The sequence below is a fragment of the Rhizobium phaseoli genome, assembly GCF_003985125.1.
GTDB classification, from domain to species: domain Bacteria; phylum Pseudomonadota; class Alphaproteobacteria; order Rhizobiales; family Rhizobiaceae; genus Rhizobium; species Rhizobium phaseoli.
In genome coordinates this window covers 58,272-82,726 of record NZ_ML133576.1, presented here as the reverse complement: position 1 = coordinate 82,726, position 24,455 = coordinate 58,272, and the positions used below count along the sequence as shown (strand labels likewise).

Genomic DNA, 24,455 nt, shown 5'->3' with positions numbered 1-24,455 from the left:
CTGCACCGCAGATCACGAGTTCACCCGCTGTTGTGTCTGCTGGTCGAAGAAATGCACCTTCGACGTTTCGAAGGAGAGCTTCACCGGCTGTTCGGGAGCGAGATCGACACGCTCGCGCACCACCCAGGTCAGTTCCCTGCCGTCGACTTCCACCGCGACATGGGTTTCCGATCCCGTGGGCTCGACCACCTTGACCACGGCATCGACGCCGGTCTCGCCGCCGAAGGCGATGTCTTCGGGACGGATGCCGAGCGTCAGCGGCCGGTTGGCGGAACTGGCCGGCGCGCGAGACAGCTTGACGCGCGCACCGCCGTTCAGCGCCAGCGCCGGGCTGCCGGCATCGGAGATCGTCCCTTCGAGGAAATTCATGGCCGGGGAGCCGAGGAAGCCGGCGACGAAGATGTTGCGCGGCTTGTCGTAAAGCTCCAGCGGGCTGCCGATCTGCTCGACGCGGCCGCCATGCAGCACGACGATCTTGTCGGCCATGGTCATGGCCTCGATCTGGTCGTGGGTAACGTAGACGATCGTGGTCTTCAGGCGCTGGTGCAGCGCCTTGATCTCGGCGCGCATCTTCACCCGCAGCTTCGCATCGAGGTTGGAGAGCGGCTCGTCGAAGAGGAAGACCTTCGGATCGCGGACGATGGCGCGGCCCATGGCGACGCGCTGGCGCTGGCCGCCGGAAAGCTGCGCCGGCTTGCGGTCGAGCAGCGGCTGCAGGCCGAGAATGGCGGCGGCCTCGCCGACCTTCTTCTCGATCTCGGGCCGCTTAGCGCCGGCAAGCTCCAGCGCAAATCCCATATTCTGGGAAACCGTCATCTGCGGATAGAGCGCATAGTTCTGGAAGACCATCGCGATGTCGCGATCCTTCGGCTGCAGATTGTTCACCACCCGCCCGTCGATGCTGATCTCGCCGCCGGTGATGTCTTCGAGGCCGGCGATCATGCGCAGCAAGGTCGATTTTCCGCAGCCGGAGGGGCCGACGAGAATGGTGAATTCGCCATCGGCGATCTCGACGTCGACGCCGTGGATGATATCGACCGGGCCGAAGGATTTCTTGACGTTTCTGATGCTCAAGCCGGACATGGATCTATCCTTTCCTGCGCACGCGCAGCGCCTGGAACGGCTTGCGCGGGATCTTGACGCCGAAGGCGGCGTCCGGCTTGCCGCCGCGCACGACCGAGCCGTGGCGCGTCGGATGCGGAACGGGTGCCGCCACCTTCTCGGCCGGGGTGATCGTCATCTCCCAGGTGTCGATGATATCGACATCGTAATCGTCGCCATCGACCGGCAGGCCGGTGGACCAGACGACAGGCTGATGCTCGCCGAAATAGATCAGGCGGAAATCCCCATCGCCGTCACGCGCGCCGGATACGCGCGACCAGGGCCATTCACCGATGACGCCGAGCGGCTCGAGGCCGTGCTTGACGTCCGCCTCCAGCAGATCGCGCAGGAAGCCGATCCGTTTCCACGCCTCGCCGCGGAGTTCCCCGCCCTTGGCCCACCAGATCAGATCCTCTGGATGGGAATAGGTCTCGCCATGGCCGGCATAGCCGCCGCGGGCCATGGTGATCCAGAAGCGGTGCACGAGTTCCCCGGCATGGAGATTGCCCCAGGACTGCAGGATGTCGCCCTCATATTCGGGCTCGTCGTTGATGACGGGTTTGCCATAGGCGTTGCGCCATTCCTGGGTGCGCTTGACGTCGGGGTTCTGAATGCAGGTATGCGTGACCCACGGCTTGCGGTGATCGAAATTGGCCGTCACGTCGCCATTATGGATGGAGCGCAGGTGCTGGTAGGGATCGTTTTCCTCCAGAATGTGGAAATAGCGGTCCCATTGCTCCATCGGCTTGGTGTCGATCAGGAAATCATATTCGTTGGCGAGCGACCACCAGACGTTCCGGTAAGCGGCAAGTCGCGCGGCGAGATATTCGACATAGCGGAAATCCTGCGCCGCCGACATGTCGGCATAGCCCCAGCGGTCATAGGGATGGAAGATGATGATATCGGCTTCGATGCCGAGGGCGCAGAGCGCCGCGACCTGTTGCTCGAAATGCCGGAAAGCGGCGGGGTTCGGGCGGTCGAAATCTTGCCTGCCGTCCGCGCCCTGCTCGAAGCTGGCATGCAGCGGCTCGTTGACGTTATAGGGATAATCCTTCGGAAAAACGCCCATGCGCATCTTGTTGAAGCGGGCCTTCTTCAGCGTCTCCAGCGTCTGCCTCTGCATCTCGAGTGGCTGGTGCGTCCAGGCGTAGCAGGTCGTTCCGAAGGAGAGGAACGGCGTGCCGTCGGCATAGGCGAAGTGGAATTTGTTGCGCACCCGCACCGGGCCGTGATTGCCTGATGAAGGGGCGGTCGTGATCAAGGCGCCGGTCTTGCCGTCGAGGGCTGCGGTCTTGGAGCGCGTCTTGAACGACCACTCGCCTTCGCTGTCGGGCATGAAGCGGATGCGGTAGGTGCCGTTGCCGTCGTAGAAACCGGGCACGCGCACTTCGCGGCTCTTATGGGTGAAGACGGCATCGAATGCCACGTCGAGATAGGGATTGCCGCCGGCCGGCCCTTCGAAGGCGGCCTCGAACACGCCCCATTTTTCGACTGCTGCATCGGACATTCTGTCTCTCCTCGTAAAGTGATTTCGCGATCAGCCCTTGACGGCGCCGGAGGTGAGGCCGGAGACGAAGTAGCGCTGGAACATGAGATAGACGATCGTCGCCGGAAGCACGGTCATGACGATCGCGGCGTTGAGCTGGCCGTAATTGCTGGAAAACTGACCCTGGAACGACATCAGGCCGAGCGGCAGGGTCCACATGTGCTGGTCCTGCAGCAGCACCAGCGCCATGGCGAATTCGTTCCAGGTGGAGACGAAATCGAGGATGAGCAGCGCGGCGAGCACCGGCAGGCAGACCGGCAGGAAGATCCTGCGAAAGATGGTGAAATGGCTTGCGCCATCGATGAGCGCCGCTTCCGAAAGCTCCTTCGGAATGCTCCTGAAGAAGCCGTGCAGGATGAAGACCTGGTAGGGCACGCCGAAGGCGATGTAGGGCAGGATGACGCCGGGATAGGTGTCGATCAGCCCGAAGGAATTGACCAGCGTGAAGAGCGGCGCCAGCATCACCTGGAAGGGGATCATCGTGCCGAAGACGACGAGAAGCAGCAGCGCCTTCGAGATCTTCAGCTTGATCTTGGCCAGCGCATAGGCGGCCATGGCCGAGAGGAACAGGCCGAGCGGCACCTTGATGACGGTGATGATGACGCTGTTGAAGAAGGAGTTCGCGAAATTGCCGCGGCTCCAGGCAGCGCTGTAATTGTCATAGGCAAGCTCGGTCGGCGGCATGAAGGCACCCGTGCTCGTCACCGCCGCCGGCGTCTTCAGCGAGGTGAAGACGATGAAGATGAAGGGCGCCACCCAGATAAGCGCCACGAGAACGAGCGCGATCCAGAGACCGATCAGGACGGGGTCGCGCTTCATCGACGACGGCTGGACATCGGCATGCACGGCGGCGGTATCGCTCGGCACTGCTGTCACGATTCGACCTCCTCATGCCTCTGGGTCCATCTCAGATAGGGGATGACGACGGCCATGGTGATCAGCAGCAGGACGACGGAGATTGCCGCGCCCCGGCCGAAATCGAAGATCTGCATGGCCTGGGTGAAGGCCCAGAGCGCCAGCATCTGGGTGGACTGGGCAGGGCCGCCGCCGGTCAGGCCATAGACGATGTCGAAGGCCTTCAGCGACGAGATGACGGAAAGAACGAGGACGATGGTGATCGTCGGACGAAGCGCCGGCAGCGTCACATGCTTGAACACGGCCCAGCGGCCGGCGCCGTCGATGCGCGCCGCCTCGACCAGCGTCTGCGAGACGTTCTGCAGGCCGGCGAGGAACAGCACCATGGAGAAGCCGACCGTCTGCCAGAGATAGGCGACGAAGACGGAGTAAAGCGCGATATCCTTGTTGCCGAGCCAGTCCTTGATCCAGCCCTGCATGCCCCAGGAGGTCAGCAGCTGGGCGAACAGGCCGAAGAAGGGATCGTACATCCACTTCCACATGGTGGCGACGGCGATCGGCGCAATGATGACCGGCAGGTAGAAGATCGCCCGCAACCCGTTGCGACCGAAGATCTTCTGGTTGAGGCTGAGCGCCAGCAACAGGCCGACCAGAGGCGGGAAGATCAGGCTCATCAGGGTCCAGATCACGGTGTTGCGGAAGGCGACCCAAAAGACCGGATCGCGGGTGAAGATCGCCGAATAATTGGCCATGCCCACGAACTGCCGGTTGGCATCGAGCCCGTTCCACTTCTGGAAGCTCAGGATGACGACGTTGAGCATCGGGTAGAGCGCGAAGACCGCGTAGATCGCCAGCGCCGGCACCAGCAGGATGGCCGCCTGCATGCGCGGATCATGCGTCGATTGTCGAAGTGACATGCTTTCCTCCTACAGCGCCGCGCGTCCTTCAGACGCACGAAGGACGCTGTAGCGCTTTGAATCTGCGCATCGTGCTTTCCGAAAATCGATTCCGATTTTTGCGCCGATGCGCTGGCAGGGCCTTTGCAGCCAGCTCGCGAAAGAAGGTGCCAACCGATCAACATGGTCGATCGGCCGGCGCTTGGGAGGAATCAGGTTCTGCTGGCGATGAAGGTCTGCAACTGCTTGGCCGCCTCGGCCGGCTCGGTGTTGCCGGAGGCGACGTCGTTGATGACGCGGAAATATTCCGTCGTGACATCGAGCGGGAAAGCCTGGTCGCCGTTCATGTAGACCTTGCCGTATTTCTGGAAGATGCCCAGCCATTCCGCCTCGAGCGGCTTCTGGTTGGCATATTGGACGTTCTTGTTGACGGAGGTCGAGCTCAGCTGGCCGAGCAGATCCTGCTGCACCTTCGTCGACAGGAAATAGTCGAGGAACTTGGCGGCGATGTCGGGATTCTTGCTCTTGGTGCTGATGTAATTGTACTCGGCGAAGCCATAGAGACGTTCGGTATTGGTCGGGAAGGGGAAGATGCCGTAATCGTCGAGGTTGGCGCCGGAGCCGTTGAGCTGACTGACCAGCCAGTCGCCTTCGAGCATCATCGCCGCGCGGCCTGCGGTAAAGAGGCTGTAGGACTGCTTGTTGTCGATGCCCATGAAGGGCTGCAGCGTGTAGTCCTTGGTCCACTTGGCGAATTCGGCGAAGGCGTCCGTCGCGCAGGGCTCCTTGGTCCAGTCCAACGTCATCGCCTTCAGCGCGTCGTGCTTCTCGGCGCCGCACTTGGTTTCGAGGATGACGTCCATCAGGCGCATGACGTGCCAGTTGACCGTGCCGCCGAAGGTGAAGGCGGGAATGCCGGCAGCCTTCAGCTTCTCGGCGGCGGCGAGAAGCTCGTCATAGGTCTTCGGCTCTTCGGTGATGCCGGCCTGTTCGAACAGCTTCTTGCTGTAATAGACGGCTTCGCCCTTGAATGTGAAGGGAACGCCGTGCTTGCCGCCGGGATAGAGATCGGCGAAGGCGGCTGCGGACGGCAGCAGTTCGTCGCTCCACTTATATTCGGTGTAATACTTGTCGAGGGGCAGGGAGAGACCGGCCTTCACAAATTCGCCGCCAAGGCCGAGGCCCGCCCAGCTGAAGTAGATGTCGGGGCCCTTGTCGGAGCCGGCCGCGACGCGCAGCGCCGTCTTGTGCTCGTCGACGGCGCGCTGGACGATCTCGACATGCGTACCCGGGTTCGCCGCTTCGAAATCGGATGCCACCTTCTTCAGAGCCGTATTGGCGGCATTGTTGTCGAAGTTGAGGGTCCAGAGCGTGATGTCTTCGGCAAGAACCGGCGTCGCGGCGAAAGACGCCACGGCGATCGCGACGATGCTCGCCGTCTTCAATTTCGCGGATAGGGTCAGCATTACCGTCCTCCTCTTGATAAGCCGGCCCCTTGTCGCAGATGATCATTTACATGTCAACTGGTATGATGAGCTAACCATCACGATGCTGTGCGAATTTCGCGATCGAGGCGATGACGATCGCGGCCGACGCCGCGCCGGGGTCGATATGGCCGATCACCCGTTCGCCCAGCCGCGACGCCCGCCCCTTGGCCGCCGTCATATCCCTCGTCGCTTCGCATCCCCGGCGCGCCGCCCGCTCGGCCAGATCGAAGCACTGGTGAAACGAGGCCCCCGGCTGCCAGGCATCGAGCGCCGCATCCGCCGCGGGCCTCCAGGCATCGACCATGGTCTTTTCGCCGGGCTTGGCCTTGCCGCGCTCCTGAATACCCTCAGCCATCGCCGCAAAAGCGCGCAGGAAGTCGTCATCGCTGAGTTCAGGCCTGTCTTTGACTGCAGCTCCGGCGCGCATGAAGGCCGTGGCATACAGCGGGCCGGAAGACGCGCCGACCGCATTCAGGAATGCCTTTGCCGCGGTGTTGAAGACGGCCGTCGGCGGAGTCTGTGTAGCGTCGAGCGCGGCGACCGCCCTGGCCGCCGCCTCACAGCCGGCGTCCATGGCAATACCGTGATCGCCATCGCCGATCGCGCCATCCAGCTCGCAGAGATGGTCGCGCTGCGCCAAGATGTCTACAGCGATCATGGCAAAGAGGTGCTGCAGGTCTTTGGTCGTGATCGCCATCGATCACCTCCTGAACATGGCGCAATCGCAGGGATGGTCGATCAGCCGCTGAAGCTCGTCGTCGAGATGCATGAGCGTGATGGAGGCGCCGGCCATTTCGAGCGAGGTGCAGTAATTGCCGACGAGCGATGTGTGGATGACAAGTCCGGCCCCGTCGAGCCGCGCCTTGACGCGCCGCATCATGATGTAGAGCTCCATCATCGGCGTGGAGCCGAGCGAATTGACGAGGACGGCGACGCGGTCGCCGCGCTCGGCCTTCATCTCCCGGAGAAGATTGTCCATCAGTTCGTCGGTCACCACATCGGCCGTCTTCAGCGGCCCGCGCGCCACGCCAGGCTCGCCGTGGATGCCCATGCCGATCTCCATCTCCTCCTCGCCGATCTGGAAGTTCGGCTTCAATGTCTGCGGCAGCGAGCAGGGCGAGAGCGCCACGCCCATCGTATAGGTGCGCGCATTGGCATGGCGCGCGGCGCGCTCGGCCTCGTCGAAGGAATAGAGAAGATCGCAGGCAGCGCCGGCCGCTTTGAAGATGAAGACATTGCCGGCCACGCCGCGCCGCCTGTCCTGCTGATCGGCTGGGGCGGACGCGACATCGTCGGTGGTCAGAACGGTGCGCACCGCGATGTCGTCGAGCGCCAGCATTTCCGCGGCCATATCGAAGTTCATGACGTCGCCGGCATAATTGCCGTACATGAAGAGCACGCCGACGCCGCCATCGACGGCCATGGCGCAGGCCATGATCGGATCGGGCGGCGGCGAGGCGAAGACATTGCCGATCGCGGCGGCATCGGCAAGCCCCTTGCCGACATAGCCGAGGAAGGTCGGCTCGTGCCCGGAGCCGCCGCCGATCACCAGCCCGACCTTGCCCTTGCGCGGGCCGCTTCTGGCAATGATGGCGCGCGGCATGCTGTCCACGGCGTAGAGGTGCTCAGGATGCGCCGCGAGGACCCCTTGCAGCATCTCATCGACGGCATCCGCGCCCGCATTGATAAGCTTCTTCGTCTTCACGCCGATCCTCCCAGAACGAGCTCCGACTGCATAGATGCGGCGGGCGGGCCAGAGGTCAATCCGCTAGAGCATGATGGCGAAAAGTGTGAGCGGTTTTCGGACGACATCATGCTCTAACTCTTTAATTTAGAGCAGGATTCAGATTTTAGGCCAACCGGGCCTAAAATCATCCTGTTCTAGCGGCAAGGCGGCCGTCGCGAACGGCGCAAGCCGCACCTCTTTGTCCAATGCGCCGCCATCCACTCTTCGCTCTTCGCCTGTGAGATTGACCACGTAGAGCTTGGCGCCAACGGCATCCCTTGCGACGAAAGACAGCACCTCGGAGGGCGAGGACGAGATGCATTCCTGCCAGGAGGCGCCCGCAAGTGCCGACAAGGTCCGCACCGTGTTGAAGAGCGGCCGCCGCCCGCCTTGCTGAACCGGCTCATCGCGACCGGCGATCAGGCCGAAAGGACCGGTCAGCGCCGAAAGCGTCAGGCATTCGAGCTCGGCATCCAGCACCCGGATCGCATAGCCGAGCGCGAAGGCCTCGGCGAAGCGGCCATTGTGGCGGGGGTCGCGGTTGGCCATCGGAATGCGCCCGCCGGCCGGATTGTCCATCGTGCGGCTGCCATAGGGGTTCTGCCGCATCGGGATCGTCGACGGGCCGATGCGATACGGCTTGTCGCCGTAGATTGCGCGCACGGAGCGCGTGATGAAGGGCAGCGCCTCCAATGTCTGCATGACGCTGAGATCGTCGGCCGCATGCACGATCGGGTTGGTGCAATGGCTGACGAAATCGATCTCGCCTGCCGGCACGGGCTTGCGATTGAGCTCGGTGAAATAGCTCAGCATACCGCCGCCGATGCGGTTGCCGTGAAAGGCGGCGCGGGCCGCGGCATAGACCTCCTCGAGAGGAGGGCAGTCCGGCCATTTGCTGCCGGGTGGCGTCGATTGCCGATCGACGGAAGGCGATATCAGGATCGCGTCCGGCTTGAATCCCGCCTGCTGCATCTGTCGGGCGATTTCGGGTGCCTCGACTGCCGGCGATGATTTGCAAGGGAGCGCGATCTCCAGCGTCGAGCGGCCGCGATGGAGAGCGGCGATCGCGGCGAAGTTCTCTAGCGCGTCGAGGCCGTGCCCGGCATCGGGATCGAAATGGAAGAGCAGTTCCTTGGGCGCGATCTCCGACAGGAGGAACGTGGCCGCGCGCGTCGCCTCGGCCTCCTCGGGCGTCACGATCACGCCGATATCGGGCATGGTGCCGGTTCGCGTACCGAGTTCAAGCCTTATGACGCTGCTCTGCGTCGCGGCTGATGGCGCAACGGAGCGGCTGATATCGCTGATGATCAGCGACGTCTTCTGCCGGACGGGCTGGTTCGCCGGGATCTGGTAAGGCCAGGGCAGAGCGAGCGGCCTGACATAGGTCTTGTAGGAGGCGTCCGACCAGTTGCGCTGATCTTCCATCTCGAACGTGTCGCCCTCCATCCGGCATTCCGCGCTCACATCAGGCATGACCTGATGGGTGATGGCACGCATATCCTTGAATGGCTGCCAGGGCTCGATGACATTGGGAAAACGCGTCGCCGTGATCTGGCCGTCGACATGTTCGACCGCCGCCGGCGAACCGGCGACGCCGACGATCGGATGCAGGATGCAGAAGCCGCAGCGATTGGTCTCGAAGCCGGTCCCCGAGATGGCTTCGGCCTCGAAATCGAGCCGGTCGCGATCTCCGCTGATGCGGACGTCGATGACGAGCGTTGTCGCGTCCGGTCCCTGGCAGCGGGCGAGATAGGCGACCTCGAAACGATGCTCGCCTTGCTCGATCCTGAGGTCGGTGATGTCAGGGCTGTAGGTGCCCCAGTCCCGGTCGCGGACGAGGTAGGAAATCGCCCGCAGCACCTCGGTCCCGTCGTAGCGGATCGTGCGGAGATTGCCGTCGGCGAGATCGGCCGTCAGCTTTCCCGCCGTCAGGCGGACCGGCGGCCTTTCCGCAGTGCGGGTGCCGTAAAGCTGGAACGCATCGGCGGTCATCGCAGCAGAGCCCGGACATCGATCGTCTGGCCGCGGGCGGCGCTGTCATAGGCGGCCTCGACGAGGGCGAAGGTCTTCAGATTGTCGGCGCCCGAGGTCGAATGCTCTGCGCCGCGCCTGAGCTGGTCGACCCAATGCTGCTCGATCGCATAGACGCTTTCCTGGATGTTGTGCCAGGGCCGCGAGGCCCAGGACAGCAGCTTCGGCGCGACATCCATCCTGGTCGTGCCCTTGCCGTTGGTGATCTCCAGACCGTAGCCCTGGCTGAGGCGGATCGTGCCTTCGGAGCCGTCGAGCTCGATCAGCGTCTCGGGGAAGGGCTCCTTCGACAGCCTGGTGGCGTAGCTGACGTCGACGACCGAGGTCGCGCCATTCTCATGATCGAGCAGGATGGTCGCGACATCCTCGCCCTTAATCCCAGGGTTGACCCGCTTGGTGCGGGCGGTCAGCGCGCTGACGTCGCCGAGGATATAGCGGGCGATATCGAGCGTATGGATGCCGAGATCTTCGATGATAAAGCGCTCGCCTTCGGCGAGATAGGGCTGGCCGGAAAAGACGTCGTAGCCCGAGCGGAAGGAGAAGCGGCCCCAGAAGGGCGTGCCGATGGCGCCCGCATCGAGCGCCTTGCGCACCGCCTGGATTGGCGTCTGCCAACGGAAATTCTCGTGCACCATCAAGGCCACGCCGGCAGCACGGCAGGCTTCGACCATCGCCTTCGCCTCCGAAAGCGTCCTGGCGAAGGGCTTCTGGCAGATGGCGGGGATCTTATTCCTCGCGGCCATTTCCACCAGGGCACGGTGGCTTTGGACTGTCGTGGCGATATCGACGAAATCGAAGCCGCCATCGGCAAACATCGCCTCGGCATCGCTGTAGCGCCGCTCGATGCCGAACTGGTCGCCAACGAGCTTCAGCCGCTCGGGATCGCGGTCGCAGATCGCGACGATCTCCGCACCTTCGACATCGTTCCAGCCGTGCATCTGGTTGATCGCAAAGAAGCCACAGCCGATCAGCGCGCCTTTCAATCCGGCCATCTCAACCTGCCTTTGCCATCTGCATGAGGGTGACGCGCTGCTGCAGGCGGCGCTGCGCCTGGTCGACGACCACGGCGATGATGATGACGAGGCCCTTGATGACCATCTGCCAGAAGGAGGAAACGCCCATCATGACGAGACCGTCGGAAAGGATGCCGATGACGAAGGCGCCGATGATCGTGCCGCCGATCGTGCCGCGGCCGCCCGACATCGAGGTGCCGCCGAGCACGGCTGCGGCGATCGCATTGAGTTCGAAGCTTTCGCCGGTCGCCGGATGGGCGGCCATCAGCTCCGAGGAGATGACAACGCCGACGATCGCCGCGCAAAGCCCGGAGAACATGTAGACGAAGATTTTCACGAGATCGACGCGGATGCCGGACATGCGCGCCGCCCGCTCATTGCCGCCGACGGCGAAGATGTGGCGGCCGATCGGCGTCGAACGCGCGACATAGGCGGCCGCGAGCGCCAGCACGATCAGGATCCAGATCGACACCGGCAGGCCGAGAATGCGGCCGGCGCCGAAGAAGTCGAAACCGGTGGTGGCATATTCCGGCCGGCCGACGAGGTTCGGAAAGGTCTGGCCATCAGAGGACAGCAGCGCCAGGCCGCGGGCGATATAGAGCGTGCCGAGCGTGGCGATGAAGGGCGCGACGTTGAGCTTGGTGATCAAGAGGCCGTTGATGAGGCCGATGACAAGGCCGATCGACAGCGTGATCAGCACGATCTCGAAGAGGTTGAAATAGATGGTGTAGCCGATCGGCAGCTCGATGCCGTAGAGGATCAGCCCGCCGGCGACCATGCCGCAGAGCCCGACGATCGAGCCGACCGAAAGGTCGATGCCGCCGGTGATGATGACGAAGGTCATGCCCATCGCGAGGAACGCGTTCAGCGCCACATGCTTCGACATAAGGATCATGTTCGCCGTCGAGGTGAAGTTCGGCGCGAAGATCGCAAAGAAGATGATGACGGCAAAGAGCGCGATGAAGGTCCTGAGCTTCATCAGCGTCAGAAGCGCAGAGCCGTTGGCGCCCTTCGGCGCAAGAGTTGAGGTAGCCGCCATCATGACGCGAGTTTCCCTTGATGTCCGTGTCCCTTGGCCGAAGCCGCGATAATGGCGTCTTCCGTCGCTTCGTCCCGATCGAAGACGGCGACGAGCTGGCCATTGCTCAAGACCGCGATGCGGTCGGATAGCGCCATGACCTCTTCGAGGTCGGAGGTCGAAAACAGGATGGCGAGCCCGTTTGCCGCCAGCCGCCGCATGGTGCGGAAGACGTCGGCCTTGGCGCCGACATCGATGCCGCGGCTCGGCTCGTCCATCAGCAGCACCTTCGGATTGGTCATCAGCGCCTTGCCGATGACGACCTTCTGCTGGTTGCCGCCGGACATGGAGGTGACCTCGAAATCCGGGTTCGGCGCCTTGATGGAGAGATCGCGGATCGCCTCCTGAATGGCGTTCTTCTCCGCGCCGCTGTCGATATGAAAAAGCCGGGTGAAGCGCGACAGGCTCGCGAGCGTCAGGTTGGAAGCGATGGAGAGCACCTGCACCAGCCCCTCGCGCTGCCGGTCCTCCGGGATCAGCGCAAGGCCGCGGCGGATGCGCCGCGTGGTGTCGCGGGCGCGCACTTGCCTGCCGTCGATGAAGATCTTGCCGGTCGAATGCGTATGGCGCCCGATCACGCATTCAAAGAATTCGCTGCGCCCGGCGCCCATCAGGCCGTAGATGCCAAGGATCTCACCCGCCTTGACCGACAGGGAAACGTCGTTGACCGCAAGCCCGCCGGTCGGCCGGGGAAGTGTGATGTTTTCGGCGCGGAAGACTTCCTTGCCGATGGAATGGGTGACGGATTTGGCGAAATCCTTGGCGTCCGAGCCGATCATCGAACGGACGATCCAGCGCGTGTCGATATCGCGCACCGTGGCATGGCCGGTGATCTGGCCGTCGCGCAGCACGGTGATGTAGTCGCCGATCCGCATCAGCTCTTCCAGCCGGTGCGAGATATAGACGATCGCCACGCCCTGCGCCTTCAGCTCGGCGATCACCTTGAACAGGATTTCGACTTCGGCCGCCGACAGCGCCGAGGTCGGCTCATCCATGATCAGGATGCGGGCATTAAGCGACATCGCCTTGGCGATCTCCACCAGCTGCTGCTGACCGATCGGCAGGTCCTCGACCATCGTGTCCGCCTCGATGCCGGCATCGAGGCGCCGCAGAAATTCATTGGCCTTTTCGACCTGCGCCTTGTGATCGATGCCGAGCAGGCCGCGGGTGATCTCGCGCCGGGTGAAGATGTTTTCGGCGACCGACATGTTGGCGAAGAGATTGAGCTCCTGGAAGATCATGCCGATGCCGTTCGCCTGCGCGTCGGCCGGGCTGTCGAAGGACACGGGCTTGCCGTCCAGGATGATGCGGCCGAGCGTCGGGCGCTCGACGCCGGCGATAATCTTCATCAGCGTCGATTTGCCGGCGCCGTTTTCGCCGACGAGAACATTCACCGCGCCGCGGCGCAGCTCCAGATTGGCGCGCTTGACGGCGACGATGCCGGAATAGACCTTCGACACGTCGTCGAGACGGAGGATGATATCGTCCTGATGTGCGTCTGCCGCCGTCATGATCCCACCTTCAGTTCCGAAGGTGTGACGAGCGGCAGCTCGCCGCTTCTCGGCAGCGGGAAGGCGCCGATCACCGTCACCGTCTTGCCGTTGAGACCATCGCGCGGGACGGCGGAGAGGAAGGCGGTATTGGCCTTCTCGTTGAACGCCTTGCCGAACTGCGCCCATTCGATCTGGTTCTTGAACTCGTTGAAATTGACGAAATCGAGCGTGTCGCGCAGTGCTGTGCCGCGTAGCGCCGGGCCGATCTGCACCTTCGCATCGGCCTTGCCGTCGCCATCGGCGTCGACATCGAGCGTCGCCGCGCGCGAGGCCGTGTCGGCCGCGACGACCGTGCCGGTGATCTTCACCGCATAGGTCCAGGGCGAGCTGCTCTGCTTGCGCGGATTACCGTATTTTTCGCCCGCGGCATCCGGGCTCGTTGAAACGAGCTGCATGACGTCCTTCAGCTCGCCGGCGCGCTTTTCGAAATAGGGCACGACCTGAGGCTGCCAGATCGCCTCGACCTTGGCATTCGGATCGAAAGCGGTCTTGGCTGCGGCCGCCGCCTTCTCCTCCGCGGTCGGCGTCTTGATGATCTTGCAACCGGGCAGGGCCGCCGCCACGACGGCAGCCAGCAATGCGCCCTTCATTCTCAACATGCGGGTGAACCTCGGCGTCTTGCAAAATGCATTGCGGAGGGCGCAACATTGCACCCTCCGCAATTGGGGCTGATCAGTTCGTCAGGGCGAAGGTTTCGAGCTTGCCGGCATTGTCGGCATTGATGAGAACGCAGTCCATCAGCTGCTTCTCTTCCTTCGGCGTCGTCTTGTTCTTGATGTAGGCGTCGGCCTGCTCCACCGCGAGCTGCGCCTGCGCATAGGCGGGCTGCAGCACCGTCGCCTTGATGCCGCCCGACTTGATGGAGTCGCGCACGTCGTTGGAGCCGTCGAAGCCGACGACGATCACGTCCTTGCGGCCGGCGGCCTGCAGGGCTGCGATCGCGCCCATCGCCATGGTGTCATTGCCTGAGATGACGCCCTTGATATCCGGATTGGCCTGAAGGATGGTTTCCATCTTCGAATAGGCTTCCGTCTGGCTCCAGTTGGCCGACTGCTTGGCGACCGACTTCAGCTCGGGATAATCGTCGATGACGTCGTGATAGCCCTGCGAGCGGATGCCGGCATTGGTGTCGGACTCCTTGCCGACCAGCTCGACATAGTTGCCCTTCTCGCCCATCAGCTTGACGAATTCCTGCGCGCCGAGCTGCGCACCCTGATAGTTGTTCGAGACGATCTGGGCGACGGCGACGCCGGTCGCGTTGATCTCGCGGTCGATCAGGAAGGAGGGGATGCCGGCATCCTTGGCCTTCTTGACGGCGGCGACGGAAGCGTCCGCGCCCGCATTGTCGAGAATGATCGCCTTGGCGCCGCGCCCGATCGCCGTATCGATCATTTCCGACTGCTTGTTGGCGTCGTCGTCATGGGTCATGACGAGCGTCTCGTAGCCGAGCTCCTTCGCCTTGGCTTCGGCGCCGACGGCTTCGGCCTTGAAGAAGGGATTGTCGTGCGCCGGGGTGATGATGGCAATGAGATCGGCCGCGAAGGCCGGCATGGCCGTGCCGAGCGCCAGCGCACTGGCGAAGGCTGCGAGTGTCAGTCTGCGTGTCAGTTTCATTCTTTCCTCCCTGTTGTGAATGACGCTCCGTCTCCCCGGAGCGGTGCCCCGTCTCCGGAGCGGTAGCAGGGGGAGGCTTGCCTCCCCCGGGCCGGTTCAGGTGATGCGCCGAATGCTTTCAGCGATCTCCTGCGGTTCGAAAACTTTCTTCCAGTCGTCGCGCATCAGCGCCGGGATGCCGAACTCGATCGCCTTGTTGCAGGCATCCGAGAAGACACCGTCGACTTCCTTGAAGATGACCGCGCCGAGCACGTTCATGTGGCCGAGCAGGAAATCGCGGGCGGCTTCCGCCGGCACACCGCGGGCCACGCATTCGTCCATGGCCTGGCGCATGATGACGAGCAGCGAGGCGCAGACGGTTTCGGAAAGGCCGGGTTCGAGCATGGCGAGCTGATCGACCGTCACCCGGTGCGAACGCATGACCGGCGCCCAGATGACCTTGGCGATTTCCTCGCCGAGCGCGTAAGCACTGTCGGGACCCTGCATCAGCGCCGAGACGATGTGCTGCTTGGCGAAAAGGCCGCCGAAATGATCTTTCTTGGCCTGCATATCCGTCTCGTCGTTAAAGATCGGCGGATGGCAGGGATGGGTGACGAAATAGGTGAGGTCGTCGCGCTTCGGCAGATGGCCGGCGAAGGGCGCGGCGGCATCGAGCGCCACCACCATGGTGCCGGGAGCGAGCTTGTCGACGATGCCGGCCGCGACCTTGCCGATCGCCGTATCCGGCACGGCGAGGATGACGACGTCGGCGCCGTCGAGCGCGGCATCGACAGGCACGCAATCGAGGCCAAGATCGTTCTTCAGGCGGGCCTTGCCGGCATCGCTCACCTCGACATGACGCACTTCGAAGCGCGAGCCTTTGAGATTTTTGGCAAGCCGGTATCCCATTTTGCCGCCGGCGCCGAAGAGAGCAATCTTGGTCATGTTTTCCTCACCTTTTCAGTTCTGGATAGGAGCATATACTGGTATGATGAGTCAATCACCATATCATTACTTAGGGGCTTAGGGCCCATGTTTTTCCGCATCGAGCCGGTCGATCGCCTGCACGTTGCCGGCCGACGGGCCATCGGGATCGAATTCGGAGGCGAGCCAGACGTCGACGATCGATTTCGCCAGTTCCGGCCCGATGACGCGCGCGCCCATGGTGATGATCTGGGCGTTGTTGGATTTCACTGCACGTTCGGCCGAATAGGTGTCGTGGGTGAGGGCGGCGCGAATGCCCGGCACCTTGTTGGCGGAGATGCACACGCCGATGCCGGTGCCGCAGAACAGGATGCCGCGCTCATGCTCGCCGTCGACGATCGTCTGCGCCAGGCGCTGGGAGAGATCGGCATAGAAGCCGGATTGGCTGAGATCGTGCACTTCGAGATCCGCCTTGCCGGCGAGATGGGCGGCAATGACATCCAGGAGCGGTTTGCCGGCGCTGTCGGCGCCAATTGCGATCTTCATGGCAGTTTCCTTTCACTCGCCGTCTGGCGTGGAGATGAGCGGTCGATCGCCGCGCTGACGCGGGCGAGAATGTCGAGATAGCCTTCGACGGACCAGGCGGAGCGGCCGATGAACAGGCCGTCGATATCAGGCTCGCCGATCAGTTCCTCGCAATTGCCGGGATTGACGCTGCCGCCGTAAAGGACCGGCACCGGGCGGCCGAGAATGGATTTCGCCACCTCGGCGATCTTGCCGTGCCGCTCGGAGGCATAACCGGCCGTCGCCGGAATGCCGTTGACGCCGATCGCCCAGACCGGCTCGTAGGCCAGCAGGATCGAAGCCTCGCCGGCCTCGGTGTCGACACCCCTCAGTGCGGCCTCAACCTGCCGCCGTAGCACGGCGTCGGCCCGGCCCTCGTTGCGCTCCTGCAGGGTCTCGCCGATGCAGACCAGCGGCGTCAGGCCGTGGCGGATGCCAGCGGCAACCTTGAGGCCGACGGTTTCGTCGGTCTCGCCGAAATGTTCGCGCCGTTCAGAGTGGCCGAGCTCGACGAGATCGAGTCGGCAATCCTTCAGCATCAGCGGCGAAACTTCGCCGGTCCAGGCGCCGGCATCCTCCCAATGCATGTTCTGGGCGCCGACCTTCACCGAGGTCTCGGAAAGCACGCGCTTGACCTCGCGCACCGCCGTGAAGGAGGGGATGACGAAGCGCTGCACGCGGGGATCGCGTTCAAGATCCGCATCGGCGAGGCCGCGCGCGAAGGCGAGCGCTTCCTCAAGCGTCTTGTTCATCTTGAAGCTGGTGCCGACCCAGACGACCATCTCAGTTCTTCCTCCCGTCGCGGATCTGCGCGAAATAGTCATCCGTGCCGACCTGCCCGCCTTTCAGCGCGATCTGCAGGCCATTGGTCGGCGCATAGTCGCCATGGGCGAGGCAGAGCGGCGAGCCCGGCGTCTGGGGCAGCGGCAGCAACGTCGTCAGCGCGTCGATCTTCAAATGCCGCAGCGCGTGGCTCGACGTGTCGCCGCCGGCGACGACCGCGCGCGGCAGTGCTTCCTGCTCGATCAGCCTGCGCAGGATTGTGCCGAGGGCGCTGCCCAGCCGGTGGCGTGCGCCGGGAAGCCGGTCGATATCGGCGCCGCGGTCGGCGGATGGGCCGAGCGCCGTGTAAAGGATGACGCTCCGGCCTTCCTTCAGCGTCCGGCTACCCGCCTGCACCGCCGCATCCACCGCAGCCTCGCCATTCGAGACCAGCGCAAGCGGATCGAGTGCGATGCTTTCGAAACCGTTTTCGACGGCCGTGCGGATCTGGCGTTCGGTTGTCGGCGAGACGCTGCCGGAGACGACGGCAAGCCGCTCGACCGGGCCGATATCAGGAAAATCGGCGCTGCCTCCGCCGATCACGCCGGCCTGCCGCCAGGCGCTGAGCAGGGCATATTCGACCCCCGAGGAGCCGGCGACGAAGCCTCCCGAGCGGGCGGCGACACGCAGCATCTGCCGGCCGGCTGCCGCCTGTGTCGCGTCGGAATCGACATCGAGCAACAGAATGCCTTCCCGATCCGACGCCAGCTCGTCGACCCGCCGGTCGGCATCCGCCGCGGCGATCGCGACGAGATCGGCAAGCAGCACGGGGAGGGAAGTCTGCTTCGACAGGTGCAGCGCGAGGTCCGCCTCATCCATCGGCGTGACGGGATGGCGGCTCATGACGGGATGGCGGTCGATGCGGAAGACGCGGCCCTGATAGGCGGCGAAAAGATTGCCGAAAGCGGTATAGCGCTTCAATTGCGGCGCGCCGACGATGACGGGCACGATGGATTGCCCGAAACTCGCGCGGCCGATCTCGATCGCCTTGCCGATATTGCCGATGCCGGGGCTGGAATCGAAGGTCGAGCAGACCTTGTAATGGCAGATGGCGGCGCCAAGCGATTTCAGCCAGTCAAAGGCCGGGGCAAGCTGCTCCTCCATCCATGCCGGCGTCTCGCTGCGGCTCGTTCCGGCAATGCCGATGGCGCGGCAATGGCTGAAACGGGCAAGCAGCTCCGGCTTGGGAATGTCTAGGAAGAGCACGGTCTCGACGCCGTTCGAGGCCAAAGCCTCCATGACATCGGTGGAGCCGGTGAAATCATCCCCGTAATAGCTGACGAGAACTTCATCCATCGCCGTCACGCGCCCTTGCCGTCGCTGAACTTGGCAATCGAGGCGGCAAGCTCCGGATGGTCCTTGGCATAGACCTCCAGTGGAATGCCGGCGACCGCCGCCTGCCAGGCCTGCTGCACGGCGCGCACACCGGCCGCTGGGCCGCCGGGATGGCTGACGATGCCGCCGCCGCAGAGGTAGAGAAGATCGACGGTGCGGCCGGTGCGCTGGTAGGTCTCCGGCGCCTGCCCGCCCCACTGGCCGGAGCCCGCGACGGGAAGCGGGCAATCGGCGGCATCGAAGAGCGGCGTGCTCACGGCCTTGAAGGAGGAGACGAAGCTGTCGTCCGGCTCCCAATATTTGACCCTGATGCCGTTGATCTGGAACTGATCGACGCCGAGCAGCCGCCAGAACTGCTGATAGACCTTGAAATCCATGCCGGCGCCCGGATCGCGCGTCAGCACATCCCAGCCGTTGCGATGCGCATGCAGCACCAGGCTGGAGCGCTTGCGCAGGAAGCTCATGCCGCCAAAGCCGATCGAATTGATGTTGACGACGGCGCAATTGCCGCCGGCCGCAGCGACGATATCGTGGTTGCGCATCATCTCGTCAGGATCGGCATGCGAGATGCCGAAGGCATACATGACCTTCTTGCCGGTCTTCTGCTCGTGATCGAGAATGCGCGGCATGATCGCGGCAACGCGCTCCTTGAGCGGCGAATAGGCCGGGCTCATCAGCTTCTCGTCGTCCTTGATGAAGTCGACGCCCGACCCAATCAATTCGCCGACGAGTTCCGCCGTCTCGTGCGGCCTCAGCCCCAGTGCCGGCTTGACGATGGTGCCGATGATCGGGCGGCCCTCGACGCCGGTGAGGTGCCGGCTGCCCGCTATGCCGAACTGCGGCCCGGGATGGGCGCTCCGGAAAGCTTCGGGCAGCTTCATGTCGACGATGCGGATGCCGGTCATGCCCTTGATCGAATAGACGCCGCCGATCGCGATGGTCATCAGGGCGGAGAGATCGGTGCCGATCGCCTCCAGCGGGAAGGCGATGTCGACATCGGCGCGGTGAAGCAGCATGCCGGGCGCGGCCTCGGGCCAGGTCGGATGATGCGCATTCTCGAGCGGGCGGATCGCCAAAACCCGGGCGGCGACGCGTGATTTCAGCTCCTCAGTCTCGCCGGGAACCGGCACGAAGGTTCCGGTCGACTGGTCGCTGGCGATCTTGTCCGCCATCGCCTCGACGCTGCCGGGCGTTTCGATGCGGTAGGTCAGGGTTATCATCATGAAACGGCCGGCTGCTCCTCTCGCCACGGAGATTGTCATGGCGTCAACTCATGATCTGGTATAATGAGTATTCCAACTGATGAAAAGCGGAATCTTCGGCGGCGCAAATTTTCAGCCGCAAGCTTTGTTCTCGGCGCGGAAAACTGTTAGGAGGAAGCATTTTGAGCCAGCGAGATCTCATGACCCAGCCCATCGAACAAATCGTCCGCCGGAAACTCTCCGACGAAGTGTTTGATCGACTCGAGCGAATGATCACCTCAGGCGAGCTTCAGCCCGGCGATGAAATGCCCTCCGAGCGGGTGCTGATGGAGCGCTTCGGCGTCGGCCGGCCGGCGATCCGCGAAGCCATGCAATCGCTCGCCAACAAGGGTCTCGTCAGCATCTCGCACGGCGAGCGCGCGAAGGTACTGCGGCTCACGGCAAAATCGATCTTCCGCCAGGTCGATCTCACCGCCAAGATCATGCTGTCGCAATCGGCCGACTCGCTCGAACATCTGAAGAGCGCCCGCATCTTCTTCGAGCGCGGCATGGCCCGCGAGGCCGCACAGCGCGCTTCGGCAAATGATATCAGCGATCTCCGAGACATCATCGAACGTCAGCGCGCCTCGCTCGGGCGGGCCGAAGAGTTCATCGACGCCGATATGGAATTCCACACCCGCATCGCCCAGATCTCCGGAAACCCGATCTATGTCGCCGTCAGCGAGGCGATGCTCGCCTGGCTGAAGGAATATCATACCGAGATGCTGATCTGGACCGGCAAGGAAAAGTTCACCCTCGCAGAACACGACGAAATCGTCGACCGCCTCGAAGCCAACGATGTCGACGGCTCGGAAACGGCGCTCCTCAAGCATCTCGAGCGCTCACGCGCGCTCTATGCGAAGTAATCGAAGCTTTCGAAGATCGCGAAACCGAGTGGGCTATAGTCGGCGCTAAGCACGATCGACGGCATAATGATGCGGGTGCATCAGATGAGATTCGCTCTCATTTGTGTATTGCAGAAGGGCCACTCCTTGGTGTGTAAATAGCTAGACTGGCTGAGATTATCCGGGCGCGAATCCACTTCAAATTCTCAATTGTGGGAATGAGGCAGACAAAGCGACGTTCGGGCTTTGCTCCGATGGTTTCGGGCGCGGTCTTGTCATGGAGCGATAGTGATGGTTTCCACATCTGCGCAAGGACGAGTCTTACGTTTTTTTATCTGCCTGTTCCTACTGATCGCGTGTCAAGTCTTCACGGGATCTGCTCACGCAGAAAGGCGTGCGGCAATTGTTATTGGCAATAGCGACTATCCTTTTGCGCCGTTGAGCAATCCCCAGAATGACGCCAAGCTGATCGCCAGTACGCTCACCGAATTGAATTTTGACGTACTGTTGTTTTACGACCTGAAGAAAGAGGCGGTCGGGGATCTCAAAGAGACGGTTCGGACGCATCTGGTCGGTGCCGATATTGCCGTTTTTTACTATGCCGGCCACGCCTTGCAGGCCGCCGGCCGCAATCTCTTATTGCCGGTGGACGTCGATACCAGCTCCGCGCAACGGGTCGTTGCCGATGCAATCGTGCTCAACGACCTCATCGATATCGTCAAGAACGACCCCGTCGGGCTGAAGCTCTTCATTCTTGATGCATGCAGAAACAATCCGGCTGCCAATTTCCAGGGTCTGCATCAGGGGCTGGCAGACACTGAGGCGGGAAGTGGGCAGGTCTTGGTGGCTTACGCAACGAGCGCCGGTGAAGTCGCCTATGATGGCACCGGGCTGAATAGCCCGTATTCGTCGGCGCTCGCCAATGCCCTGCAGCGACCGAACCTGGATGTTTATGACACGTTTCGAACGGTTCGCGGCGATGTCAGGCAAGCGACTGGCAATGCCCAAATACCTTGGATCACCGGTTCGATTGAAACGCGGTTCGTGTTCCGGCCACAGGCGGCAATCTTGGACGCGGAAGCCGTCGTTCCCCCCGCCGAAACCTCGAGCCCGGTTAAAATTGACGAGGTGCTGTGGACCTTCATCAAGGATAGTCCGGATCCTGCCGATTTCGAGCGCTTCGCGAAGATCTTTCCCCAAAGCGCGCACGCGGCCGAGGCGGAGGAAAAGAGTCGTGTCCAGGTTGCCGCCCTTTCGAAACGCGGGCTCTATGTGCGCGAGAGCCTTGTCGCCTCATCCATTGCCAGCCAGGTGCCGAGCGCGGGCGAGGCCGAGGCTAAGGAGTTCGTCTTCCAGCAATCGGGCGAGCGGGCGGTGAGCGAAACGTTCAGAATGTGGCCGAGTGTACTGCCTGAGACGGCGGGCGGGATGCGCAGTCTTGTGACCGAATGCGATCTTTATGGTGCCGACCCGAACGATCCGCAGCGACAGGTTCCCGGCGTCAGTAATGGTCTCGTCAATGTTCGCGACGCGTTACGGGCCTGCGCCTTTGCGCTTGCAGCAGACCCGAACAATCCCCGGCTGCAGTATCAGCTTGGTCGTGTTCTCGAGATCGCCGGTCGATATAATTGGGCGGAGTATTTCTATAAAGTCGCCGGCGGCCATCAGTATAGCGCGGCTCTCGTCAACCTTGGCTATATGGCTCGCATGGGGATTGGCCGGAAGGTCGACTACGACCAGGCGCTCTCCTACTACATGGCGGCCGCAAAAATGGGCAACCTGCGCGCGCGCACCAACGTCGGCACGGCCTATATTCTTGGCCAAGGGGTCTCGAAGGCGCCGGAAGAAGGCATTCTCTGGTATCGTCTTGCCGCTTCCAGCGGGTGGGCCAACGCCATCACGGCGCTGGGTGACTGCTACAGGCTGGGCACGGGGGTAAAGCAGGATGCCTCGCAGGCTGTCGCACTTTACACTGCGGCGGCCGATACGGGCCAGATCGACGCCATGGCAAATCTAGGCCAGGCCTATATCAGCGGAGAGGGCAGCAAGAAGGACCTTGGACGTGGCTTGGAGACCCTGCTCAAGGCAACGGACATGGGCAACAAATACGCCCCCTATTATGCCGCGAGATTGTACCTGAAAGGCGCCGATAAACTTCCTGCCGATCGGAACCGAGCGCTTTCCCTCTTCAAGTTATCTGCCAATCGCGGCCTGGAACTGGCTAATCTCGATCTTGCCTTCGGTTACGACAAAGGCAGCTTCACGGGAAAGGCGGATGTGCCGCTCGCCTATTATTATGGGGTGCTGGCCGAAAAGCTGGGCGTCAATCGAGCCGATGAAGCGCGCGCGGCGATCGGCAAGAAGCTCGACACGGCAACACGGCAGAAGATCGAAGCCCAGGTCGATCTCTTTCTGGAACAGAACGGCAAATGACGTTTCGGAGGTGACCTGAAAGGGGTATCGGCATGGGGATAGCGTATCGCTCGATATCGGATCTGCACAGAACGATTGTCGACGGGTTGCACATGCTGCCTCGCGAGATCGATCTGGTCGTCGGTATCCCACGCAGCGGCCTGCTGGCTGCGAACATGCTCGGCCTTGTCGCCAACCTGCCGACGACCGATCTGGACAGCTTCATCGAAGGCCGCGTCTATTCGTTCGGTGCAACGAAGAATACCGCTTCGTTCAGGAGCGCGTCGGATGTTCGAAAGGTTCTTGTCCTCGACGACAGCATCAATACCGGCGGCGCCATGCGGGAAGCCAAAGCCAAATTGATGGCATGCAAAACACGCGCTCAATTTGTCTTCGCGGCGGTCTACGGCCTGCACGGTAGCGACGACGATGTCGACTTTATATTCGAGGTCGTCGAACAGCCCAGGCTGTTCCAGTGGAATTTCATGCATCACGGCCTGTTGTCGAAGGCGTGCATCGATATTGATGGGGTGCTCTGCCTCGACCCGACCGATACGGAAAATGACGATGGCCCGGCCTATGAAGCCTTCTTGAGAAATGCACGGGCGCTTCACAAACCGACGCGATTCATCGCCTATCTCGTGACCAGCCGGCTCGAGAAGTACCGGTCCTTGACCGAGGCCTGGCTACGTACAAATGCGATCGACTACGGCAAGCTCATCATGCTGGATCTGCCGAGCGCGGCGGAGCGTCGGCGGCGGGGCACGCATGCAAAATTCAAGGCGGCCTTTTATCGGCAGTGTGACGCTGAGATCTTTGTCGAGAGTGATCTTAGGCAGGCGAACGAGATTGCTAGATTGTCGAACAAGCCAGTCCTTTGCACGGAGACCCACCAGATGGTTTTACCAACCACCCCGTTGCGCGGCTTGTTCAACATGAGAATGCCTTTCGACCCTTTCGCGTTCTTGAGGCGAGAGCAGACAATCCCTGAGGCGCTCCGCTATACGATTGCCGATGCGCACAATCGGGCAAAGTCGCGAACGCTTGTCACCTGGCTCGGGCCAAGACCAGACGGCTTTCTCGAAGCCATCGAGTCCATCCGTAAAATTTGCATGGCCAAGAACGAATATCCGATCATCGTTCTTTCCGATTTCCATCAGGAACTCATGTCCCGGGTAGAGACGCCGGCCGAATTCATTCCGCAGGTGCGCCACCTTCCGTCGCTTTCGTCCGGGCAATATCAGGACTATGTTCGCCGACGCTACGACCTTATCTTGCAAAAATGGGCGATCTCGCGCGAGGTGACGTTGGGGCTGAGCTTCGAGGAATTCCTCGCCGAACAGTTGTCATAGCGAAAAGGCGGGCACCCTGGACAAGCCGCTGATTAATCTGTCAGTTGAAACGTGCATCTATTCGTTGCTTGAAAGGCCGGA

21 protein-coding genes are annotated in these 24,455 nt (G+C 62.5%); 3 read left to right on the top strand and 18 right to left on the bottom strand.

The features are described from left to right. Positions 1–12: 12 nt before the first annotated feature. The 18 genes from EFD56_RS19940 to oiaX form a co-directional block, all read right to left on the bottom strand. Positions 13–1,083, bottom strand: coding sequence for an ABC transporter ATP-binding protein (locus tag EFD56_RS19940; protein ID WP_004678758.1), 1,071 nt, complete (start codon positions 1,081–1,083; stop codon positions 13–15). Between the two features lie 4 nt (positions 1,084–1,087). Continuing rightward, on the bottom strand, positions 1,088–2,608 hold the full coding sequence (locus EFD56_RS19935) for a DUF5060 domain-containing protein (RefSeq protein WP_037147104.1): 1,521 nt from the start codon (positions 2,606–2,608) through the stop codon (positions 1,088–1,090). A 30-nt stretch (positions 2,609–2,638) separates the two neighbouring features. Further along, positions 2,639–3,466 carry a carbohydrate ABC transporter permease gene (locus tag EFD56_RS19930; RefSeq protein WP_210256191.1) on the bottom strand — a complete coding sequence of 276 codons (828 nt, stop codon included), beginning with the start codon at positions 3,464–3,466 and terminating at the stop codon, positions 2,639–2,641. Between the two features lie 53 nt (positions 3,467–3,519). Further along, positions 3,520–4,419, bottom strand: coding sequence for a carbohydrate ABC transporter permease (locus EFD56_RS19925; protein WP_037147108.1), 900 nt, complete (start codon positions 4,417–4,419; stop codon positions 3,520–3,522). Positions 4,420–4,610: 191 nt separating this feature from the next. Beyond that, the gene (locus tag EFD56_RS19920; RefSeq protein ID WP_126906050.1) at positions 4,611–5,864 is read right to left on the bottom strand and encodes an ABC transporter substrate-binding protein; all 1,254 of its coding nucleotides are present in this window, start codon (positions 5,862–5,864) and stop codon (positions 4,611–4,613) included. Between the two features lie 70 nt (positions 5,865–5,934). Beyond that, entirely contained in the window at positions 5,935–6,582 is a 648-nt protein-coding gene (gene dhaL / locus EFD56_RS19915) for a dihydroxyacetone kinase subunit DhaL (protein WP_037147114.1), read from the bottom strand. A gap of 3 nt (positions 6,583–6,585) precedes the next feature. Continuing rightward, positions 6,586–7,590 carry a dihydroxyacetone kinase subunit DhaK gene (locus EFD56_RS19910; protein WP_126906049.1) on the bottom strand — a complete coding sequence of 335 codons (1,005 nt, stop codon included), beginning with the start codon at positions 7,588–7,590 and terminating at the stop codon, positions 6,586–6,588. 138 nt (positions 7,591–7,728) lie between these two features. Beyond that, positions 7,729–9,603 carry a D-apionate lactonase gene (apnL, locus tag EFD56_RS19905; RefSeq protein ID WP_126906048.1) on the bottom strand — a complete coding sequence of 625 codons (1,875 nt, stop codon included), beginning with the start codon at positions 9,601–9,603 and terminating at the stop codon, positions 7,729–7,731. Beyond that, positions 9,600–10,634, bottom strand: coding sequence for a Gfo/Idh/MocA family protein (locus EFD56_RS19900; protein ID WP_126906047.1), 1,035 nt, complete (start codon positions 10,632–10,634; stop codon positions 9,600–9,602). The genes apnL and EFD56_RS19900 overlap by 4 nt, the downstream gene beginning before the upstream one ends. 1 nt (position 10,635) lies before the next feature. Beyond that, positions 10,636–11,697, bottom strand: coding sequence for an ABC transporter permease (locus tag EFD56_RS19895; protein WP_004678742.1), 1,062 nt, complete (start codon positions 11,695–11,697; stop codon positions 10,636–10,638). Then, positions 11,694–13,244, bottom strand: coding sequence for a sugar ABC transporter ATP-binding protein (locus EFD56_RS19890; protein ID WP_126906046.1), 1,551 nt, complete (start codon positions 13,242–13,244; stop codon positions 11,694–11,696). Before EFD56_RS19890 ends, EFD56_RS19895 begins: the two co-directional genes overlap by 4 nt. Beyond that, a complete protein-coding gene (locus tag EFD56_RS19885; protein ID WP_097603183.1) occupies positions 13,241–13,885 on the bottom strand; it encodes a DUF2291 family protein in 645 nt (214 codons plus the stop codon). Before EFD56_RS19885 ends, EFD56_RS19890 begins: the two co-directional genes overlap by 4 nt. A gap of 73 nt (positions 13,886–13,958) precedes the next feature. Continuing rightward, positions 13,959–14,900 (bottom strand): D-ribose ABC transporter substrate-binding protein, encoded by a 942-nt coding sequence (locus tag EFD56_RS19880; RefSeq protein ID WP_004678737.1) that lies wholly within the window; start codon positions 14,898–14,900, stop codon positions 13,959–13,961. 96 nt (positions 14,901–14,996) lie between these two features. Then, positions 14,997–15,824 (bottom strand): phosphogluconate dehydrogenase C-terminal domain-containing protein, encoded by an 828-nt coding sequence (locus tag EFD56_RS19875; RefSeq protein ID WP_004678736.1) that lies wholly within the window; start codon positions 15,822–15,824, stop codon positions 14,997–14,999. 78 nt (positions 15,825–15,902) lie between these two features. Next, entirely contained in the window at positions 15,903–16,349 is a 447-nt protein-coding gene (gene derI / locus EFD56_RS19870; RefSeq protein ID WP_126906045.1) for a D-erythrulose-4-phosphate isomerase, read from the bottom strand. Next, positions 16,346–17,149 (bottom strand): triose-phosphate isomerase, encoded by an 804-nt coding sequence (locus EFD56_RS19865; protein WP_126906044.1) that lies wholly within the window; start codon positions 17,147–17,149, stop codon positions 16,346–16,348. Before EFD56_RS19865 ends, derI begins: the two co-directional genes overlap by 4 nt. Before the next feature lies 1 nt (position 17,150). Beyond that, entirely contained in the window at positions 17,151–18,485 is a 1,335-nt protein-coding gene (locus EFD56_RS19860) for a four-carbon acid sugar kinase family protein (RefSeq protein WP_126906043.1), read from the bottom strand. A gap of 5 nt (positions 18,486–18,490) precedes the next feature. Continuing rightward, positions 18,491–19,786, bottom strand: a complete 1,296-nt coding sequence (gene oiaX, locus EFD56_RS19855; RefSeq protein WP_245440613.1) for a 3-oxo-isoapionate-4-phosphate decarboxylase OiaX — start codon at positions 19,784–19,786, stop codon at positions 18,491–18,493. Positions 19,787–19,926: 140 nt separating this feature from the next. Between oiaX and EFD56_RS19850 the strand changes: the two genes are divergently transcribed. The 3 genes from EFD56_RS19850 (at position 19,927) to EFD56_RS19840 (ending at position 24,374) form a co-directional block, all read left to right on the top strand. Next, the gene (locus EFD56_RS19850; protein WP_016735333.1) at positions 19,927–20,631 is read left to right on the top strand and encodes a transcriptional regulator NanR; all 705 of its coding nucleotides are present in this window, start codon (positions 19,927–19,929) and stop codon (positions 20,629–20,631) included. Positions 20,632–20,901: 270 nt separating this feature from the next. After that, complete coding sequence (locus EFD56_RS19845) at positions 20,902–23,043, top strand: caspase family protein (protein WP_126906042.1); 2,142 nt, start codon at positions 20,902–20,904, stop codon at positions 23,041–23,043. Between the two features lie 32 nt (positions 23,044–23,075). Further along, entirely contained in the window at positions 23,076–24,374 is a 1,299-nt protein-coding gene (locus EFD56_RS19840; RefSeq protein WP_126906041.1) for a phosphoribosyltransferase family protein, read from the top strand. Positions 24,375–24,455 lie beyond the last annotated feature (81 nt).

Coding starts and splice junctions, on each gene's coding strand:
- EFD56_RS19940 (WP_004678758.1), bottom strand. CDS start 1,083: ATGTCCGGCTTGAGCATCAGAAACGTCAAGAAATCCTTCGGCCCGGTC.
- EFD56_RS19935 (WP_037147104.1), bottom strand. CDS start 2,608: ATGTCCGATGCAGCAGTCGAAAAATGGGGCGTGTTCGAGGCCGCCTTC.
- EFD56_RS19930 (WP_210256191.1), bottom strand. CDS start 3,466: ATGAAGCGCGACCCCGTCCTGATCGGTCTCTGGATCGCGCTCGTTCTC.
- EFD56_RS19925 (WP_037147108.1), bottom strand. CDS start 4,419: ATGTCACTTCGACAATCGACGCATGATCCGCGCATGCAGGCGGCCATC.
- EFD56_RS19920 (WP_126906050.1), bottom strand. CDS start 5,864: ATGCTGACCCTATCCGCGAAATTGAAGACGGCGAGCATCGTCGCGATC.
- dhaL (WP_037147114.1), bottom strand. CDS start 6,582: ATGGCGATCACGACCAAAGACCTGCAGCACCTCTTTGCCATGATCGCT.
- apnL (WP_126906048.1), bottom strand. CDS start 9,603: ATGACCGCCGATGCGTTCCAGCTTTACGGCACCCGCACTGCGGAAAGG.
- EFD56_RS19900 (WP_126906047.1), bottom strand. CDS start 10,634: ATGGCCGGATTGAAAGGCGCGCTGATCGGCTGTGGCTTCTTTGCGATC.
- EFD56_RS19895 (WP_004678742.1), bottom strand. CDS start 11,697: ATGATGGCGGCTACCTCAACTCTTGCGCCGAAGGGCGCCAACGGCTCT.
- EFD56_RS19890 (WP_126906046.1), bottom strand. CDS start 13,244: ATGACGGCGGCAGACGCACATCAGGACGATATCATCCTCCGTCTCGAC.
- EFD56_RS19885 (WP_097603183.1), bottom strand. CDS start 13,885: ATGTTGAGAATGAAGGGCGCATTGCTGGCTGCCGTCGTGGCGGCGGCC.
- EFD56_RS19880 (WP_004678737.1), bottom strand. CDS start 14,900: ATGAAACTGACACGCAGACTGACACTCGCAGCCTTCGCCAGTGCGCTG.
- EFD56_RS19875 (WP_004678736.1), bottom strand. CDS start 15,824: ATGACCAAGATTGCTCTCTTCGGCGCCGGCGGCAAAATGGGATACCGG.
- derI (WP_126906045.1), bottom strand. CDS start 16,349: ATGAAGATCGCAATTGGCGCCGACAGCGCCGGCAAACCGCTCCTGGAT.
- EFD56_RS19865 (WP_126906044.1), bottom strand. CDS start 17,149: ATGGTCGTCTGGGTCGGCACCAGCTTCAAGATGAACAAGACGCTTGAG.
- EFD56_RS19860 (WP_126906043.1), bottom strand. CDS start 18,485: ATGGATGAAGTTCTCGTCAGCTATTACGGGGATGATTTCACCGGCTCC.
- oiaX (WP_245440613.1), bottom strand. CDS start 19,786: ATGACAATCTCCGTGGCGAGAGGAGCAGCCGGCCGTTTCATGATGATA.
- EFD56_RS19850 (WP_016735333.1), top strand. CDS start 19,927: ATGACCCAGCCCATCGAACAAATCGTCCGCCGGAAACTCTCCGACGAA.
- EFD56_RS19845 (WP_126906042.1), top strand. CDS start 20,902: ATGGTTTCCACATCTGCGCAAGGACGAGTCTTACGTTTTTTTATCTGC.
- EFD56_RS19840 (WP_126906041.1), top strand. CDS start 23,076: ATGGGGATAGCGTATCGCTCGATATCGGATCTGCACAGAACGATTGTC.